The 16,521-nt window shown below is 34.3% G+C and carries 16 protein-coding genes; 8 read left to right on the top strand and 8 right to left on the bottom strand.

The features are described from left to right. Positions 1-4 precede the first annotated feature (4 nt). Both FJOH_RS09980 and FJOH_RS09975 read right to left on the bottom strand, forming a co-directional pair. On the bottom strand, positions 5-757 hold the full coding sequence (locus FJOH_RS09980) for a hypothetical protein (protein WP_012023997.1): 753 nt from the start codon (positions 755-757) through the stop codon (positions 5-7). 126 nt (positions 758-883) lie between these two features. Next, positions 884-1,609, bottom strand: coding sequence for a hypothetical protein (locus FJOH_RS09975; RefSeq protein WP_012023996.1), 726 nt, complete (start codon positions 1,607-1,609; stop codon positions 884-886). Positions 1,610-1,906: 297 nt separating this feature from the next. On the opposite strand from FJOH_RS09975, the gene lysS reads away from it, so the two are divergent. Beyond that, complete coding sequence (gene lysS, locus FJOH_RS09970) at positions 1,907-3,610, top strand: lysine--tRNA ligase (protein ID WP_012023995.1); 1,704 nt, start codon at positions 1,907-1,909, stop codon at positions 3,608-3,610. A 64-nt stretch (positions 3,611-3,674) separates the two neighbouring features. Here lysS and FJOH_RS09965 read toward each other — a convergent pair whose 3' ends face one another. After that, entirely contained in the window at positions 3,675-4,271 is a 597-nt protein-coding gene (locus FJOH_RS09965) for a hypothetical protein (protein WP_012023994.1), read from the bottom strand. Positions 4,272-4,344: 73 nt separating this feature from the next. Next, positions 4,345-5,346, bottom strand: coding sequence for a 2-hydroxyacid dehydrogenase (locus FJOH_RS09960; RefSeq protein ID WP_012023993.1), 1,002 nt, complete (start codon positions 5,344-5,346; stop codon positions 4,345-4,347). 170 nt (positions 5,347-5,516) lie between these two features. On the opposite strand from FJOH_RS09960, the gene FJOH_RS09955 reads away from it, so the two are divergent. Both FJOH_RS09955 and FJOH_RS27205 read left to right on the top strand, forming a co-directional pair. Beyond that, on the top strand, positions 5,517-5,957 hold the full coding sequence (locus FJOH_RS09955) for a hypothetical protein (protein WP_012023992.1): 441 nt from the start codon (positions 5,517-5,519) through the stop codon (positions 5,955-5,957). A gap of 165 nt (positions 5,958-6,122) precedes the next feature. Then, positions 6,123-6,860: a hypothetical protein gene (locus tag FJOH_RS27205; protein ID WP_012023991.1), complete on the top strand. Its 738-nt coding sequence runs from the start codon at positions 6,123-6,125 to the stop codon at positions 6,858-6,860. Between the two features lie 40 nt (positions 6,861-6,900). Here FJOH_RS27205 and hemL read toward each other — a convergent pair whose 3' ends face one another. The 4 genes from hemL to FJOH_RS09925 form a co-directional block, all read right to left on the bottom strand. Next, positions 6,901-8,187: a glutamate-1-semialdehyde 2,1-aminomutase gene (gene hemL, locus FJOH_RS09940; protein ID WP_012023990.1), complete on the bottom strand. Its 1,287-nt coding sequence runs from the start codon at positions 8,185-8,187 to the stop codon at positions 6,901-6,903. A gap of 52 nt (positions 8,188-8,239) precedes the next feature. Next, positions 8,240-9,136, bottom strand: coding sequence for a glucosaminidase domain-containing protein (locus FJOH_RS09935; RefSeq protein ID WP_012023989.1), 897 nt, complete (start codon positions 9,134-9,136; stop codon positions 8,240-8,242). Next, positions 9,129-10,037: a 1-aminocyclopropane-1-carboxylate deaminase/D-cysteine desulfhydrase gene (locus tag FJOH_RS09930; RefSeq protein ID WP_012023988.1), complete on the bottom strand. Its 909-nt coding sequence runs from the start codon at positions 10,035-10,037 to the stop codon at positions 9,129-9,131. Before FJOH_RS09930 ends, FJOH_RS09935 begins: the two co-directional genes overlap by 8 nt. Before the next feature lie 72 nt (positions 10,038-10,109). After that, complete coding sequence (locus tag FJOH_RS09925) at positions 10,110-10,451, bottom strand: hypothetical protein (protein WP_012023987.1); 342 nt, start codon at positions 10,449-10,451, stop codon at positions 10,110-10,112. Between the two features lie 115 nt (positions 10,452-10,566). Between FJOH_RS09925 and FJOH_RS09920 the strand changes: the two genes are divergently transcribed. The 5 genes from FJOH_RS09920 to ilvA all read left to right on the top strand — a co-directional run bounded on the left by FJOH_RS09920 (position 10,567) and on the right by ilvA (position 16,456). Next, a complete protein-coding gene (locus FJOH_RS09920) occupies positions 10,567-10,749 on the top strand; it encodes a DUF5522 domain-containing protein (protein ID WP_012023986.1) in 183 nt (60 codons plus the stop codon). Positions 10,750-10,765: 16 nt separating this feature from the next. Beyond that, on the top strand, positions 10,766-11,743 hold the full coding sequence (locus FJOH_RS09915) for a 2-hydroxyacid dehydrogenase (protein WP_012023985.1): 978 nt from the start codon (positions 10,766-10,768) through the stop codon (positions 11,741-11,743). A gap of 583 nt (positions 11,744-12,326) precedes the next feature. Beyond that, positions 12,327-14,303: a urocanate hydratase gene (locus FJOH_RS09910; protein ID WP_012023984.1), complete on the top strand. Its 1,977-nt coding sequence runs from the start codon at positions 12,327-12,329 to the stop codon at positions 14,301-14,303. Between the two features lie 30 nt (positions 14,304-14,333). Further along, positions 14,334-14,870: a DUF4136 domain-containing protein gene (locus tag FJOH_RS09905; RefSeq protein ID WP_012023983.1), complete on the top strand. Its 537-nt coding sequence runs from the start codon at positions 14,334-14,336 to the stop codon at positions 14,868-14,870. Between the two features lie 341 nt (positions 14,871-15,211). After that, positions 15,212-16,456, top strand: a complete 1,245-nt coding sequence (ilvA, locus tag FJOH_RS09900) for a threonine ammonia-lyase IlvA (RefSeq protein WP_012023982.1) — start codon at positions 15,212-15,214, stop codon at positions 16,454-16,456. Positions 16,457-16,521 lie beyond the last annotated feature (65 nt).

Genomic DNA, 16,521 nt, shown 5'->3' with positions numbered 1-16,521 from the left:
TTAATTATTTTTCAAACTCAACATCAAAGTTAAGTTTGTCAGGATTCTCCATATAATCCGTGAAAGGGTATTGAATTGTAATTGATTTTCGGTCGTCGCTGAATAAAGCGTTTGGATTGGATACTTTTTTTATCTTTTTTGGGAAATTATATTTTACCACATAAGTTGAAGAAGCAAACATCATTTTAGACATATCTCCGGCAGAATCTTTCGGTTTTTGTGCCTTTTTTTGCGCATCAATAACTGCTTTTCTGGTGAATTTTTTCCCGTCGTAACTATAACTTAATTTACTGTTATTGTCTCCAAAACCACTTCCAAAAGGAGATGCCGCTGCACCGCCTTCTAGTTTTTGAAGTGTGCTGAGTGTTTGCAGAATATCCTGCATTTCGTTTACATTTTTAAAGTCAGTCGACAACGTCATTAAAAATTGCTTTTTCTCAGAACTCATTTTAGTATTAACTACAAAATTTTCGAGTTTTTTAATTTCTTTTTGAGCCTCGGGTGATAGTTTTGCAATACTGTCTTTTTTCTCGTCAAATAATTGTTTGAAAGTAAAACTAGAATCGATCTCTTTTTTTGCATCAGCTCCCATTTGATTTCCTATCTGGTCGCCTGCCATTTCCATTAAAGCCGAACCGTCCATATCTACAGAGAATTTTCCGGTTCCGTTATCGTTAATTGTAATATTTTCAGTAAAAGTGCAGCTCGTTAGAGTTGCTAATAAAAAACAAAAAGCAAATAATTTGTATAATTTCATCGTAGTACAATTTTTATCAAAGATACGAAGTCTATTTTGAATTGTTTAATTGTTGATTTGTTTAATCGTTTAGGCGAAAAAATAGCTCATGGATTTTCCAGATGTAATGATAACGTGCAGATGAATTTATTCTAAAACCACTTTTAAATTTGTCATTTCAGGATCTTGCAAACAATCTGAAAGCAGAAATTCTAAGGTTAAAGATCTTTTGTCTGCACTAATAAAAGCTTTTGAATTAGAAACTGATTTTATATTTCTGGGGAAATGATAATTTAAAACGTATGATTGTACCAGTTTTAAAGCTCCATATTTAGCGTTGAATTCCTTAGATTGTTTTTTTGCTTTTTCCAGCTCTGTTTCATTTATAATCGTAACCAAACGGCTGAACGTTTTTCCGTCAAAATTATAACCAATTCTGAAATAATGATTTTCTGCACTTAAGGCATAATTATGCTCAATATCTGATGCATAATCTTCCGTTTTATACAAATCCGGAATTTCCGAAACTGTATTGAAATGAAGGACAAACTCATTTTTATATTCTTTTTCAAAAGAACTTCTTTTGGTATGCACTTTTACATTGGCATATTTTTGAAATAACTGCTGTTCTTCCGGCAGATATTTCAAAAAGTTTTCATTGTATTTATTAATGTAATCCTTAAAAATATAAGTTGTATCCTTAAAAACATTCTCCTTAGTATATTCTTCGCCTGCAAGCCGCATATAGCTGTTTTCTTCTCGATCTTGTTTCATTTCTACAACACCGCTTCCGTCTGGATTGATTGTAATAGTTTCAGTAACTTGACAACTGATAAAAGAAACCAGTAGTAGAAAAATCGATAAATATTTCATTTATTTTTAAGTGGCTAAGGTTTTAAGAAGCTAAGATAGTAAGTTTTTCTACGTTTATTTCTTACAGAAATATTTTACCCAACAATAAAACACATCCCAAAAACAAAACATCTAGTCCAGCCCCGATAGAAGCGGTATCCTTTTTTTCCCTTCTTTAGGGAAGAAAAGATACAAGCGGATAGCGGGACTAAAGGTGGTTGAACCCCAATAAATTGATGCTGCAAAAAATCTAAAATCTGCATTCTAAATTCTGCATTCTTTTCTTTATCTTTGCACACTTAAAAAATAGAGCACAAAATGGCATTATCAGAACAAGAAATCATCAGAAGAGAAAAACTTCAAAACTTACGCAATCTGGGAATCAATCCTTATCCAGCTAATCTTTTTCCTGTAAATCATACTTCGAAGCAGATAAAGGAAACTTTTGAGGAAGGTAAGAAGGTTATCGTTGCGGGACGTTTGATGAGTGTTCGTGATCAGGGTAAAGCTTGTTTTGCTGAATTACAAGACAGCGAAGGACGTATTCAATTGTACGTAAACCGTGATGTTTTATGCGAAGGCGATGATAAAACTTTATACAACCAAGTATTCAAAAAATTAACCGATTTAGGAGATTTTATTGGTATTGAAGGTGAATTGTTTACTACACAAGTTGGAGCAAAATGTATTCGTGTAACCGGCTTTACTTTCTTAAGCAAAACATTACGTCCGTTACCTTTACCAAAAGTTGACGAAGACGGAAATGTACACGATGCTTTCAACGATGCTGAATTGCGTTATAGAATGCGTTATGTAGATTTAACTGTAAATCCGCAGGTAAAAGAAACGTTTATTAAACGTACAAAGTTATTTACTGCAATGCGTGGTTATTTTAACGATGCTGGATATCTTGAAGTTGATACTCCGGTTTTACAGTCAATTCCTGGTGGAGCTTCGGCAAGACCATTTATTACGCACCATAACTCACTTGATATTCCGCTTTACATGCGTATTGCGAATGAGTTGTATTTAAAAAGATTAATTGTTGGTGGATTCGAAGGTGTTTATGAGTTCTCTAGAAACTTCCGTAACGAAGGTATGGACAGAACGCATAATCCTGAGTTTACTGCAATGGAAATATATGTAGCTTATAAAGACTACAACTGGATGATGGAATTTGCTGAAGGTTTACTAGAGCATTGTGCAATTGCTGTTAACGGAACTAGCGAAGTTACTTTTGGCGAGCACAAAATCAACTTTAAAGCGCCTTATGCACGTGTTACAATGACAGACTCTATCAAGCATTTTACTGGTTTCGACATTTCTGGAAAAACAGAACAAGAATTGTTTGAAGCGGCTAGAGGAATGGGAATCGAGGTTGACGAAACAATGGGTAAAGGAAAATTAATTGATGAGATTTTTGGAGCTAAATGTGAAGGAAATTATATTCAGCCAACTTTCATTACAGATTATCCAAAAGAAATGTCTCCGCTTTGTAAAGAACACAGAGATAATCCAGATTTGACTGAGCGTTTTGAATTAATGGTTTGCGGTAAAGAAATTGCAAATGCATATTCTGAATTAAATGACCCAATCGATCAAAGAGAGCGTTTTGAAGACCAAATGCGTCTTTCTGAAAAAGGTGATGACGAAGCAAACGGAATTATCGACGAAGATTTCTTAAGAGCACTTGAGTACGGTATGCCTCCAACATCTGGAATGGGAATTGGAATGGATCGTTTAATTATGTATTTAACAAACAATGCTTCTATTCAGGAAGTTTTATTGTTCCCTCAAATGCGTCCTGAGAAAAAACAAGCTCAGATTGAACTTTCTGATGAAGAAAAATTTATCATTGACCTGCTTACGAAAAATGAAAATAGAATGGATTTAACGCAGCTAAAAATTACAGCTAACTTAAGCGGTAAAAAATGGGATGCGTCTATGAAAAACTTATCTAAACACGGTTTAACTAAAGTTGTTGTTGACGGAGAGTTTAAATTTGTGGAACTAGTTGGTTAAATTCCAAATTGGATCTTATAATATTCAAACCCGACAGGTTTTAAAAACCTGTCGGGTTTTCTTTTTAGAACGAATATTTTTCATACTTTTTATCATTGATATCCAAAACCTTGGTAGTTTCTTTAGGAACATCTCCTTTCCATTTTTCTTCTATAGATGGAATCGAAGGATATTTTCCGTTTTTCATTTTTATATGATGAAATAAACCGCCGCTTTTCATCAAAAGATCATAAAACTTTTCAGTAGAAGAAGTCGTAACATAAATTGGAAAATCGGTCACGGTAAAATGATTAATTACACTTCCATCGTTATTTAAAATATATCCGGAACAGCCTCCGCTTCCGCAGAAATAAGAATTAGAAAACCCAACAAAATACTCGTTTTTCTTATCGTTATTCAAATCAAATTCTTCGTAATAAAAATAACGATCTTCTTTTGTCATTGCAGGAATATCTTTTTTTAATAAAACATTCAATTGTTTTCGTATCAGCTCTACTGCTTTATCATCTCTTGGCGGAGCATCGCTTAAATTTGCTGTTCCCCCTATTGTTTTAGATAAAGTATCCTGAACAATTGTTTTGACAATATTTTTTGAATCATTTTTATTCTGACATGAATATAATGCCAGAATTGTAACTAGAATTAGGATTTTATTTCTCATAATCTGATTTTTTAAATTATAAATTCCTTCCAAACTTAGCAGTTTTTTGAAACCGAGTTTACGCCTACATAATTTAAACCAGCAGAGCTGTTTTATTTTCAATATCGTTTTTCTCCAGCAATGATTTTATATTATTAAAAGTCACCAAAGCGATCTGGGTTAAAGCTTCATTAGTAAAAAATGCCTGATGCGCCGTTACCAAAACATTTGGAAAACTCATTAAACGCTGAATTGCATCATCCTGAATAATATCTGCTGATAAATCTCTAAAGAACAGTTTTTCTTCCTGTTCGTAAACATCAATCCCTAAATAACCTATTTTACCTTCTTTTAAACCTTCAATTACACTCGAAGTTTCTATTAATCCGCCGCGGCTTGTATTGATAATCATTACATTATCTTTCATAAAAGAAATCGAAGTCTTATTAATCACATGCTTCGTCTGATCGTTTAATGGGCAGTGAAGCGAAATAATATCACTTGATTTAAAAATCTCCTCTAAACCAACAAAAGATACGCCTTCCTTTTTCATTTCTTCATTTTCAACAATATCATAAGCCAAAACTTTACAGCCAAAACCAAGAGCAATTTTAGAAAATGCTTTTCCTATATTTCCTGTTCCAATAATTCCAATTGTCTTTCCAAACAAATCAAACCCCAATAATCCGTTTAGAGAAAAATTCTGTTCGCGAACTCTGTTATAAGCTTTATGTGTTTTTCTGTTTAAAGTCAAAATCATGGCCATTGCATGTTCTGCAACGGCTTGTGGAGAATATGCAGGAACACGGCAGACTTTAAGGCAGTACTTTTTTGCAGCATCCAGATCAACATTATTAAAACCCGCACATCGCAATGCAATAATTTTTACATTTTTTTCTGCCAATTGTTTTATTACTGTTTCGTTTACAATATCATTTACGAAAACACAGACAATTTCAGCATTTTCAATTAAAATTACAGTCTGCGGATTCAATTGTGTTTCGAAAAAATCTAATTCAAAACCAAAGTCAGCATTGTATTTGTTAAAGAAAGCTTTGTCGTAAGGCTGCGTTGAGAAAAAGGCGATTTTGCTCATAATGTTTTCTGGATTTTAATTTGTTGATACCTTAAAAATAAGAAAATATTTTCAATGTTAACTTTCATAAACTACTTCTTTCAAAAGTTAAATAAACAATTTGAACAATATAAATTAAACCAATTCAGTTTATTATAGTCTAAACGCTATAACCTTAAAAAAGACAAATCATGAAAAAATTATTTATCGCAGCAATGTTATTTGTTGGAATAGCAGGCTTTGCACAAGACACAGATCAAAAACCGGAACGTGAACAGAGAGAAAGAATGACTCCGGAACAACGTAATGAAAAGCAATTACAAAAACTGACTTCTGAATTGAGTTTAGATGCTAATCAGCAGGCTCAGGTAAAACAATTATTAGCAGAAAGAAGTGCGAAAGCAGAAAAACTAAGAGCAGAAAGAAAAGATAAAAGAGACAGCGGCACCAAACCAACTGCAGCCGAAAGAGAAGCTCTTAAAAATGAACTAAAAGCAGAAAAAGATGCTAACGATGCTAAAATGAAAACAATCTTAACAGCAGATCAATACACAAAATGGCATACTTTACAAGAAAAAAATAAAGATAAAGCCAGAGAAAAAATGAGAGAATATAGAAAAGAAAACAACTAATTAGTTTTTACAAAAAGAGGCCGCAAGCCTCTTTTTTGTTTTTTTAAATGACATTATATTTTTCTTAATACTTTCTGTTAAATAAAAGATAAACCTGAAAATGCCATTAAACTTAATAAACCTGTAGAAGTCTAATTGCTATAAACCTTTAAAAAAAGACGAAAAATGAAAAAATTATTTATTGCTGCTTTATTATTCGTTGGAATAGTAAGTTTTGCACAAGACATCAATCAGAAACCGGCGAAAGATCAACGCGAAAAATTAACCCCGGAACAACGCAGTGAGAAGCATTTGCAAAAATTAACTTCTGATTTGAACTTAGATAAAAATCAACAGGAACAGGTAAAACAGCTTTTAGCTGAAAGAAGTGCAAAAGCAGAAAAGTTTAGAGAAGATAGAAAAAACAACAAAACAAAACCTACTGCTGAAGAAAAAGAAGCTTTTAAAAAACAAATGAAAGCTGATAAAGACGCTGCTGATGCTAAAATGAAAGCCATTTTAAATGCTGATCAATACACAAAATGGACGGCTTTGAAAAAAGACTATAGAGATCATAAAGGAGATCACAAAGGTCATTTTAAATCACCACAGGAACGCGATCAGGCTCATTTACAAAAACTGACAACTGATTTAAATTTAAATGCAGATCAGCAAAAACAAATCAGCGAACTTTTATCTGACAGAAGTACAAAAATGGCGATGCTTAAAAAAAGCAGAAGAGATTCTGGTATTCAGCCAACAGATGCTGACAAGAAAGCCATGAAAAAACAAATGGAAGAAGATCACAAAGCGTATGATGCTAAAATGAAATCTATTTTGAATACAGATCAATATAAAAAATGGACCACAATTCAAAAAGAGCATAAAGACAAAATGAAAGAACACAGAAAAGACAAAAAATAATCCATAAAAAAAGAGGCTTTAAAAGCCTCTTTTTTTGTTATTAAAATGTTTTCGAAACCTTGTCGATCGCATTAATTGTAAAATCTAAATCTTCATACGTTAAAGCATCTGTAATAAACCATGTTTCATATGCAGATGGCGCAATGTATACACCTTCCTGCAGCAATCCGTGGAAGAATTTCTTAAACGTTTCGTTATCTCCTTTTGCAGCAGTTTTAAAATCTGTCACCGGACCTGCATCAAAGTGAACTGAAATCATAGAACCGACTCTATTGATTGTAAACACAACATTGTTTGCTTTTAAAACTCTGTCAATTCCTGCTTCTAAATATGCTGTTTTTTCTTCTAAACGAGTAAAAATTTCTCTGTCATTATCAAGAGCTTTTAACATCGCATATCCTGCAGCCATTGCTAACGGATTTCCAGATAATGTTCCTGCCTGATAAACTGGTCCAAGAGGAGCTAAATAATTCATGATTTCTTCGCGTGCTGCAAAAGCTCCAACAGGAAGTCCGCCGCCAATAACTTTTCCGAAAGTCACAATATCAGCATCAATTCCATATAATTCCTGAACTCCGCCGCGTGCTAAACGGAAACCAGTCATTACCTCATCAAAAATCAATAAAATTCCGTTTGCTGTACATAAGTCTCTTAAACCTTGCAAGAAACCTTCTGCTGGTGGAATACAACCCATATTTCCAGCAACAGCTTCAATAATGATAGCGGCAATTTCCCCTTTGTTAGCTTCGATTAAAGTTTTTACATTCTCTAAATCATTGTATTTCGCTAATAAAGTATCTTTTGCAGTTCCTTCTGTAACCCCTGGACTATTTGGAGATCCAAAAGTTACCGCACCGCTTCCTGCCTGAATCAGGAATGAATCAGAATGTCCGTGATAGCAACCTGCAAATTTGATGATTTTATCTCTTTTTGTAAATCCGCGAGCCAGACGAATTGCGCTCATACAAGCTTCTGTACCCGAATTTACAAAACGTATTTTGTCAATATTTGGAACCATAGAAACGGCTAAAGCAGCGATTTCTGTTTCCAATTCTGTCGGCATTCCAAATGAAGTACCCAGTTTTGCTTTTTCGATTACAGCATCAACAACCGGCTGATAAGCGTGGCCTAAAACCATTGGTCCCCAAGAGTTGATGTAATCTATTAATTTGTTTCCGTCTTCATCATATAAATAAGCGCCTTTAGCACTTTTTACAAAAATCGGAGTTCCGCCAACTGCTTTAAAGGCTCTTACTGGTGAATTTACTCCTCCCGGAATTACTTTTTCTGCTTCAGCAAAAAGCTGACTACTTCTTTTATATAACATTTTTTATTTTAGATTTCTTGATAATTGTTAATTGTCAATTATCAATTGATAATTATTTCACTTTCAACCTCTGCCCAATCGAAATTGCATTATCAGTTAGATTATTCTTTTGTTTTAAATCATCAACTAATAAATTGAATTTTTTCGAAATTGAGTATAACGTATCTCCTTTTTGAACTTCGTATAAATTAGGATCGTTTGAATTCATATTGATCTTAGGGTCAGACGCGACATCATAAGATGATTTTTTTGGCGGAACCGAAGTATTAATTGGCACATAGTTTCTTCCTGTAACCTGACAATCATATTGATGCAGATTATAACGTTCAATATAACTAATCAGCTTGTCTGGATATTTCGGATCTGTTGCATAACCAGCAGCTCTCAATCCTTTTGCCCAAGATTTATAATCGTCTTTTTCGTAAGTAAATAAGGTCGCATATCGCTTTTTCCCAACCAAAAATAAGGCATGATCTCTATATGATTCTGATGCCTGCGGATATTTTCTAAAACATTCCTGAGCTGAGTCATCGTCGTGGCGAACACTTTCTCCCAGCCAATCATTATGACATTTAATTCCAAAATGATTATTAGCATCTACAGCTAAATCTCCTCTGCCCGCACCCGATTCTAAAATTCCCTGTGCTAAAATAATACTTGCCGGAATTCCGTAAGTTTTCATGTTTCCCATTGCAATGTCTTTGTATTGCAAAACATAATTATTAATTAAATCGCTGGTAACAACTGTTTTTGAAGTCGATTGAATAACCTCAGTTGTATTATTTGTAGAAGGATATTTAGCTGTAGGCTTAGCAGGAGCGGTTCTTTTTGCAGATGCGGTCCTAGTTTGAACATCTGCCGCTTTTTTAGTCGTCGCGATGGCAGGCTTACTAGAAGAGCAGCTTGCTAAAGCTAATATTACGAGAAGTAATACAATTTTTTTAATCATTGGTTTTGAGTATTGGTAATTTCTTCTGCTTCAACTTTATATTCATTCCGTCAATTCCCTGCAATCCGCCTGTGTGAATGAGTAAAATTTTTGAATGCGCAGGAAAATAATTTTTGTTTATTAAATCTATAACGCCAAAAACCATCTTTCCTGTATAAATTGGATCTAAGGGCACTTTTGTTTCTTCAAAAAAAGAATTAATAAATTCAATTAATTCTAAATTTATCTTGCCATAACCTCCACAATGATAGTCAGAAATTAAATTCCAGTTATCTTTTTTTGCAAAAATACGAATTTCATCGTTTAAAAAGTCACCTTTTAACGCTGGAAAGCCCAAAATTTTCTGATTTGGCAATGCATTATTGATTAATCCCGAAATTGTGCCGCCTGTTCCAACCGCACAGCAAACGTAATTAAAAACCGAATCTTCTTCTGTCAAAATCTCCTCGCAGCCTTTTACAGCAAGTTCATTTGTTCCTCCTTCCGGAACCAAATAAAAATCACCAAACTTCTCTTTCAGCTTTTCTATAAATGACTTTTCATTTTTTAAACGGTACTCCTCTCGCGAAACAAACTCAAACTGCATTCCGTTTTCCTGAGCAAATTTCAAGGTTGGGTTTTCCTGTATTTTATCCAAAAGTTCATCTCCTCGAATAATTCCAATCGTTTTAAACCCCTGTTCTTTTCCTGCATAAGCCACAGCCGCAATATGGTTCGAAAAAGCTCCTCCAAAAGTCAATAAAGTATCTTTGTTTTCGGCTTTTGCCTGAAGTAAATTGTATTTTAGTTTTCTGAATTTATTTCCCGAAACAAACGGATGAATTAAATCTTCACGCTTTATAGTCAGCGAAATATGATTTGGAAACTGAATATTTATATTTTGATTGAAAACTGGATTCATTTTTTTTAAGTTGGAAAGTCAAAAGTCAAAAGTTATAATTCTTGTCTTAGCATCAAGCTTATTGCTTAAAGCCTATTGCTTATAGCTCTTCATGTAATGTAAAAACTGAAAAAAAGATCGGTTTTTTAGATAATTAACGTCGGTTTCTTTTGCGTAAGCTTCTCTTTCAAAACTAATATTTCGATATGCCAAAGTCCCGTTTTTATATTGAATGAGACGAATTAGATATTCTAAAAAATACCAGATAAAAAACGGAATCACTAAAAGCTCTAATTGTTGTCTTAAATGTATTTTTTCATGATTAACAAAAACTTTATTCGTCTTGTCATAATCATATTTTGCAATTACAAACGGAAATACAGCCATTCCTCGATAACCTTTCGGAATTAAATATTTGGCAACAATCAGAAACATTGGCTGTAAAATTTATAAATTTGTAGCTATAAAATTGTTCGATTTCAATAAAATCACAATCAAATATTTATATTTTTGATTTTAGTTTATTCTAAAAAGAACACGAAGCAGATTTATGAAAGAGCAAAGTAATGAAAATAAATTAATCGAAGGCGAAGATTTTTACTATACGCCCGAAGGTTATAAATGCTTTACTGAAAAACATCATTTAAAAAGAGGCTATTGCTGCAAAAGCGGCTGTCGTCATTGTCCGTACGGATATGATAAAAAAACAGGAAGAATAAATAAACCTTCATAAAATTATATAACACAAAATGAACGTTTTTATCAATAAAAATATACCAGAAGCTGGTCTTAGATTACTTCAGGAAAAAGGCATAAATCTGACTATAAACCCAACAGAAAATGTATTATCCAGAGAAGATTTTATTAAAATCTGCCAGAAAAACGATGTTCTTTTAAATGTTGGAACCCAAAACTTTTTTGATGAAGATTTTTTTCAGCAATGTCCCAATTTAAAAGGCATTGCTTTGTTTTCTGTGGGATTTGATTCTGTCAATATTCCATCGGCAAACAGCAGAAAAATTCCTATTGGGAATACACCCGATGTTTTAAGCAGAGCGACATCTGATGTTTCCTTTTTATTGATGCAAAGCGTTGCGAGAAAATCATTTTTCAATCATAAAAGAATTTTAAACAACGATTGGGGAAGTTTTGATCCGTTAGCCAATTTAGGGCAGGAACTATATGGCAAAACATTAGGAATATTTGGATTGGGACGAATTGGTTTTAAAATGGCTCAAAAATGCAAAGCCGCATTTGGAATGAACATTATTTACCATAATCGTTCCCGTAAAGAAGATGCAGAAAAAGAATTGGATGCTAAGTATGTAGATTTTGAAACCTTACTTGCAGAAAGCGATGTTTTAAGCATTCATGCTAATTACAGTGCAGAAAACAATGAAATTTTCAATAAAAATGCTTTTGCTAAAATGAAATCGAATTCGATTTTCATCAATACCGCAAGAGGGAAATTTCATAATGAAAATGATTTGTTTGAGGCACTGACTAATAATATAATCTGGGGCGCTGGATTAGACGTTACCAATCCAGAACCAATGAAACAAGATAATCCGTTATTGTCGCTTGCAAATTGCTGCGTTTTACCGCACATTGGCTCAGCAACATACGAAGCCCGAAACGGAATGGCAGTTTGTGCAGCGCAAAATGTAATTGCGGTTATTGAAGGCAAAAAAATGCCGTTTTGTGTTAATGAGGAAGTTTATTCTTAATGAGATAATGTGGCAATTTGATAATTAAGATAATTTCCCAATCTAAAATCAACAATCTAAAATATCAGAGATGGATATTCGTTCAAGAAATTTTAGGATTACGATCCACAAATCCTATCATAGGTCGGATATCCGTTATCCCTAGTTTTTTATATTAGAAAATGTGACAATTTGCCAATGAGTCAATTTAAAAATGAGATAATTTAAATAAATTTCAGATTTTAAATTGCAATTTGGCTGGGTAATATTTCGCTCCGCTGGAGCTTTTATATTAGGGTTATTGTTTTCCTATAAATATTTCGCCTTTCCAAGGCTTCATTTTATCAGCTCCAGAGGAGCAAAATATTTGTAGAACCAATTAACAGTCCATCATTTTTGAGCAACGGGGCAGCATATTTTAAATAGATTTTTCTAAACTTAAAAGCTCCCTGAGGAGCGATATATTTATAGAAACAATAACCGTCAGTCACATTTGAGCCCCAGCGGGGCGGCATAATCAAAAAAAACAAAAAATTAATCTGCTGTTAATCTAACTGTAATACCTTAGCATCTTAGATCCTCAGCACCTTAGAATCTTAAAAAAATGACTTTCAAAGAACAAATTCAACAAGGAATACCTTCTATATTACCACCAAAGCAGGTATACGATCCAGCTATTAATCATGCTCCGAAAAGAAAAGAAATTCTTTCGGCAGAAGAAAAAAAGCTGGCGCTGAAAAATGCTTTGCGTTATTTTGATCCAAAACATCACGCCGAATTAATTCCTGAATTTTCAGAAGAATTAGAGACATACGGCCGTATTTATATGTACCGTCTTCGTCCTGATTACAGAATGTATGCAAGACCAATTGACGAATATCCAGGGAAATCATTGCAAGCAAAAGCGATTATGCACATGATTCAGAATAATCTGGATTATGCTGTGGCGCAGCACCCGCATGAATTGATTACCTATGGCGGAAATGGAGCTGTTTTCCAAAACTGGGCACAATATTTATTGACGATGCAGTATTTGTCTGAAATGACAGATGAGCAGACTTTAACCATGTATTCAGGTCACCCAATGGGATTATTTCCTTCTCATAAAGAAGCGCCAAGAGTTGTGGTAACAAACGGAATGGTAATCCCGAATTATTCTAAACCTGACGATTGGGAGAAAATGAATGCTTTAGGAGTTTCGCAATACGGGCAAATGACAGCGGGAAGTTATATGTATATTGGCCCGCAGGGAATTGTACACGGAACAACCATTACAGTTTTAAACGGTTTCAGAAAAATAAAACAGAATCCGGAAGGAAGTTTATTTGTAACTTCGGGTCTTGGCGGAATGTCAGGCGCACAGCCAAAAGCCGGAAATATTGCAGGATGTATTACGGTCTGCGCCGAAGTAAATCCGAAGATTACTAAAATCCGTCACGAACAAGGATGGATTAATGAAGTTGTAACTTCGACAGACGAATTGGTTGCCAGAGTAGCTTTGGCGAAAGCCAATAAAGAAACGGTTTCTATTGCTTATTTAGGAAATGTCGTTGACGTTTGGGAACGTTTCGATCAGGAAAACATCAAAATTGATTTAGGTTCAGATCAGACTTCACTTCATAATCCGTGGGCTGGAGGTTATTATCCGGTTGGAATTTCGTTTGAAGAAGCTAATGATTTGATGGCTAATAATCCGGAATTATTCAAAGAAAAAGTTCAGGAAACCTTACGTCGTCATGCGGATGCTATTAACAAACACACTGCAAAAGGAACTTACTTTTTTGATTACGGAAACGCCTTTTTACTAGAAGCTTCTCGCGCAGGCGCCGATGTAATGGCCGAAAATAATATCGATTTTAAATATCCTAGCTACGTTCAGGATATTATGGGACCAATGTGTTTCGATTACGGATTTGGTCCTTTCCGATGGGTTTGCACCTCAGGAAAACCAGAAGATTTGCTTAAAACAGATGCAATCGCTTGTGAAGTTTTAGAAAAAATGGCCGAAACTGCTCCCAATGAAATCCAGCAGCAAATGCAGGATAACATTAAGTGGATTAAAGGCGCGCAGGAAAATAAATTGGTTGTAGGCTCTCAAGCTCGTATTTTATATGCTGATGCTGAGGGAAGAATTAAAATCGCCGAAGCCTTTAATCAGGCAATTGCAAAAGGCGAAATTGGCGCAGTTGTTTTAGGACGCGATCACCATGACGTTTCCGGAACTGACTCACCTTACAGAGAGACTTCAAACATTTATGACGGATCTCGTTTTACTGCTGATATGGCGATTCATAACGTGATTGGCGACAGCTTTAGAGGAGCAACCTGGGTTTCTATTCACAATGGTGGCGGCGTTGGCTGGGGAGAGGTTATAAATGGCGGATTTGGTATGGTTCTTGATGGTTCTACAGAGGCTTCAAAGCGTTTAGCGTCAATGCTTTTCTGGGATGTTAACAACGGAATTTCAAGACGAAGCTGGGCAAGAAACGATGGTGCTGTTTTTGCTATAAAAAGAGCAATGGAAGTTGAGCCTTTATTAAAAGTAACTTTACCTAATCTAGTCGATGAAAGTTTGCTTTAATTAAAATTGAGAACATTAATTCTTAGAAATATGAAAACACTTAAGTTAATTCCACTTTTGTTACTGCTGATACTTAGCTCTTGCAGTACTGTGACCGTTTATTCTGATTATGACAAAACTGTCGATTTTGCGCCTTATAAAACATACGCTTACTTTAAGCCCGGAATTGACAAAGTCGAAATATCAGATTTAGATAAAAGAAGAATTCTTCGCGCAATTGATGACCAAATGGCTGCTAAAGGTTTTACAAAAAGCGACAATCCTGATTTATTGGTAAATATTTTTACAAAATCAAGAGAGCAGGTTGATGTAAACCAATTCAGTGCCGGCTGGGGTTATGGCTGGGGATGGGGATGGAATCCGTGGATGATGTACGGAAACCAAACTACCGTTTCTACTTCTACCGAAGGAACTTTGTACATTGATTTAATCGATGCTAAAAAGAAAGAAATGATCTGGCAGGGTGAAGGAATTGGTACTTTGACAAGAAACATCGATAAAAAAGATGAAAGAATTGCCGAATTTGTTGCTAAAATTTTAGCTCAATATCCGCCGGTTAAGAAATAGTTTTCAGTCGCAGCTGGTAGTTTTCAGCTTTTATAAAACTTTAAATAGTTGTGAACTTTCCAAAATAATTAATACATTTGCTGTTCAATCGGCTAAAAAAATGAAGAACTTTAACAACATTATTATCGCTATTATCAGCATTATTGCAATTCTGCAATGATGGCGAGGTGTTATATAAGTTTGTAAAATATAATTTATAGAAACCTCCCAATTGGGAGGTTTTTTATTTTAATAGAGATTTTAAATAGCCACGAATTACACAAATTAGCGCGAATTATTTTTTTTAAAGACAATAAAATTAGTGTCAATTCGTGTAATTCGTGGCAAAAACAAAAAACATCATGAGTTTATTTAACGAAGTACTTAACGCCAAAAAGCAGCTCGAAAATGTAATTTCTGCTACGCCTTTAACCCAAAATTTGAATCTTTCAGACGAATTCAAATCTACTATTTTATTAAAACGAGAAGATTTGCAAATTGTTCGTTCATACAAAATTCGGGGTGCTTACAATAAGATTTCTTCGTTAAACGAAAAAGAAAAAGCAAACGGAATTGTCTGTGCCAGTGCTGGTAATCATGCGCAGGGTGTTGCTTATTCTTGTAATCTTCTTAAAATAAACGGCAAAATCTATATGCCAAAAACCACTCCAAAACAAAAAGTAAAGCAAGTACAATTGTTTGGGAAAAAGTTTGTTGAAATTGTTTTAACCGGAGATACTTTTGATGATGCCTATGCTTCGGCAACTGCAGATGCTATCAAAAACCACAAAACTTTTATTCATCCTTTTGATGACGAAAAAGTAATTGCCGGACAGGGAACTGTTGGATTAGAAATATTGGAGACATATAAAGAACCTATCGATTATGTTTTTGTACCTATTGGTGGCGGCGGACTGGCTTCTGGATTGTCGGAAGTTTTCAGGCATTTAAGTCCGAATACTAAAATTATTGGCGTTGAGCCAAAAGGTGCTCCTTCGATGAAAACTTCCATGGAAGAAAATAAAAATACGGCACTAAAAACAATCGACAAATTTGTTGATGGTGCAGCAGTGAAACAAGTTGGTGATAAAACTTTTGAAATCTGCCGTTATAATCTAGAAGACATTATTCTCGTTCCAGAGGGAAAAGTCTGCACGACCATTTTAAGATTGTATAATGAAGAAGCGATGGTTGTAGAACCTGCAGGTGCTTTAACTATTGCTGCTTTGGATTTTTACAAGGATAAAATTAAAGGTAAAAACGTAGTCTGCGTTGTAAGCGGCAGTAACAACGATATTGAAAGAACTGCTGAAATAAAAGAACGTTCTCTGCTTTATGAAGGTTTAATGCATTATTTCATGATTCAGTTTCCACAGCGTCCGGGAGCTTTAAAAGAATTTGTAAATAATATTTTAGGTCCGGATGATGACATTACTTATTTTCAGTTTGCCAAGAAAAACAGCCGCGAAGTTGGTTCTGTTGTAGTTGGTTTAGAATTAAAAAAGAAAAAAGATATTCTGCCTATCAAAATGAAAATGACACAATACGGTTTTGAATTTCAATACTTAAACGATAATCAGGATTTGTTTACGCAATTAATTGGATAAATTGATAAAATAAAAGGCTGCCTAAAAAAATTAGACAGCCTTTTAAGCATCAATATAAAATTACT

Origin of the sequence: Flavobacterium johnsoniae UW101 (assembly GCF_000016645.1) — a bacterium.
Taxonomy (GTDB): domain Bacteria; phylum Bacteroidota; class Bacteroidia; order Flavobacteriales; family Flavobacteriaceae; genus Flavobacterium; species Flavobacterium johnsoniae.
This window is presented reverse-complemented; position numbering and strand designations above follow the sequence as displayed.

What these genes read in the sequence shown, in the direction of transcription:
- FJOH_RS09980 (WP_012023997.1), bottom strand. Translation starts at nt 757, where the DNA reads ATGAAATTATACAAATTATTTGCTTTTTGTTTTTTATTAGCAACTCTA.
- FJOH_RS09975 (WP_012023996.1), bottom strand. Translation starts at nt 1,609, where the DNA reads ATGAAATATTTATCGATTTTTCTACTACTGGTTTCTTTTATCAGTTGT.
- lysS (WP_012023995.1), top strand. Translation starts at nt 1,907, where the DNA reads ATGGCATTATCAGAACAAGAAATCATCAGAAGAGAAAAACTTCAAAAC.
- FJOH_RS09965 (WP_012023994.1), bottom strand. Translation starts at nt 4,271, where the DNA reads ATGAGAAATAAAATCCTAATTCTAGTTACAATTCTGGCATTATATTCA.
- FJOH_RS09960 (WP_012023993.1), bottom strand. Translation starts at nt 5,346, where the DNA reads ATGAGCAAAATCGCCTTTTTCTCAACGCAGCCTTACGACAAAGCTTTC.
- FJOH_RS09955 (WP_012023992.1), top strand. Translation starts at nt 5,517, where the DNA reads ATGAAAAAATTATTTATCGCAGCAATGTTATTTGTTGGAATAGCAGGC.
- FJOH_RS27205 (WP_012023991.1), top strand. Translation starts at nt 6,123, where the DNA reads ATGAAAAAATTATTTATTGCTGCTTTATTATTCGTTGGAATAGTAAGT.
- hemL (WP_012023990.1), bottom strand. Translation starts at nt 8,187, where the DNA reads ATGTTATATAAAAGAAGTAGTCAGCTTTTTGCTGAAGCAGAAAAAGTA.
- FJOH_RS09935 (WP_012023989.1), bottom strand. Translation starts at nt 9,136, where the DNA reads ATGATTAAAAAAATTGTATTACTTCTCGTAATATTAGCTTTAGCAAGC.
- FJOH_RS09930 (WP_012023988.1), bottom strand. Translation starts at nt 10,037, where the DNA reads ATGAATCCAGTTTTCAATCAAAATATAAATATTCAGTTTCCAAATCAT.
- FJOH_RS09925 (WP_012023987.1), bottom strand. Translation starts at nt 10,451, where the DNA reads ATGTTTCTGATTGTTGCCAAATATTTAATTCCGAAAGGTTATCGAGGA.
- FJOH_RS09920 (WP_012023986.1), top strand. Translation starts at nt 10,567, where the DNA reads ATGAAAGAGCAAAGTAATGAAAATAAATTAATCGAAGGCGAAGATTTT.
- FJOH_RS09915 (WP_012023985.1), top strand. Translation starts at nt 10,766, where the DNA reads ATGAACGTTTTTATCAATAAAAATATACCAGAAGCTGGTCTTAGATTA.
- FJOH_RS09910 (WP_012023984.1), top strand. Translation starts at nt 12,327, where the DNA reads ATGACTTTCAAAGAACAAATTCAACAAGGAATACCTTCTATATTACCA.
- FJOH_RS09905 (WP_012023983.1), top strand. Translation starts at nt 14,334, where the DNA reads ATGAAAACACTTAAGTTAATTCCACTTTTGTTACTGCTGATACTTAGC.
- ilvA (WP_012023982.1), top strand. Translation starts at nt 15,212, where the DNA reads ATGAGTTTATTTAACGAAGTACTTAACGCCAAAAAGCAGCTCGAAAAT.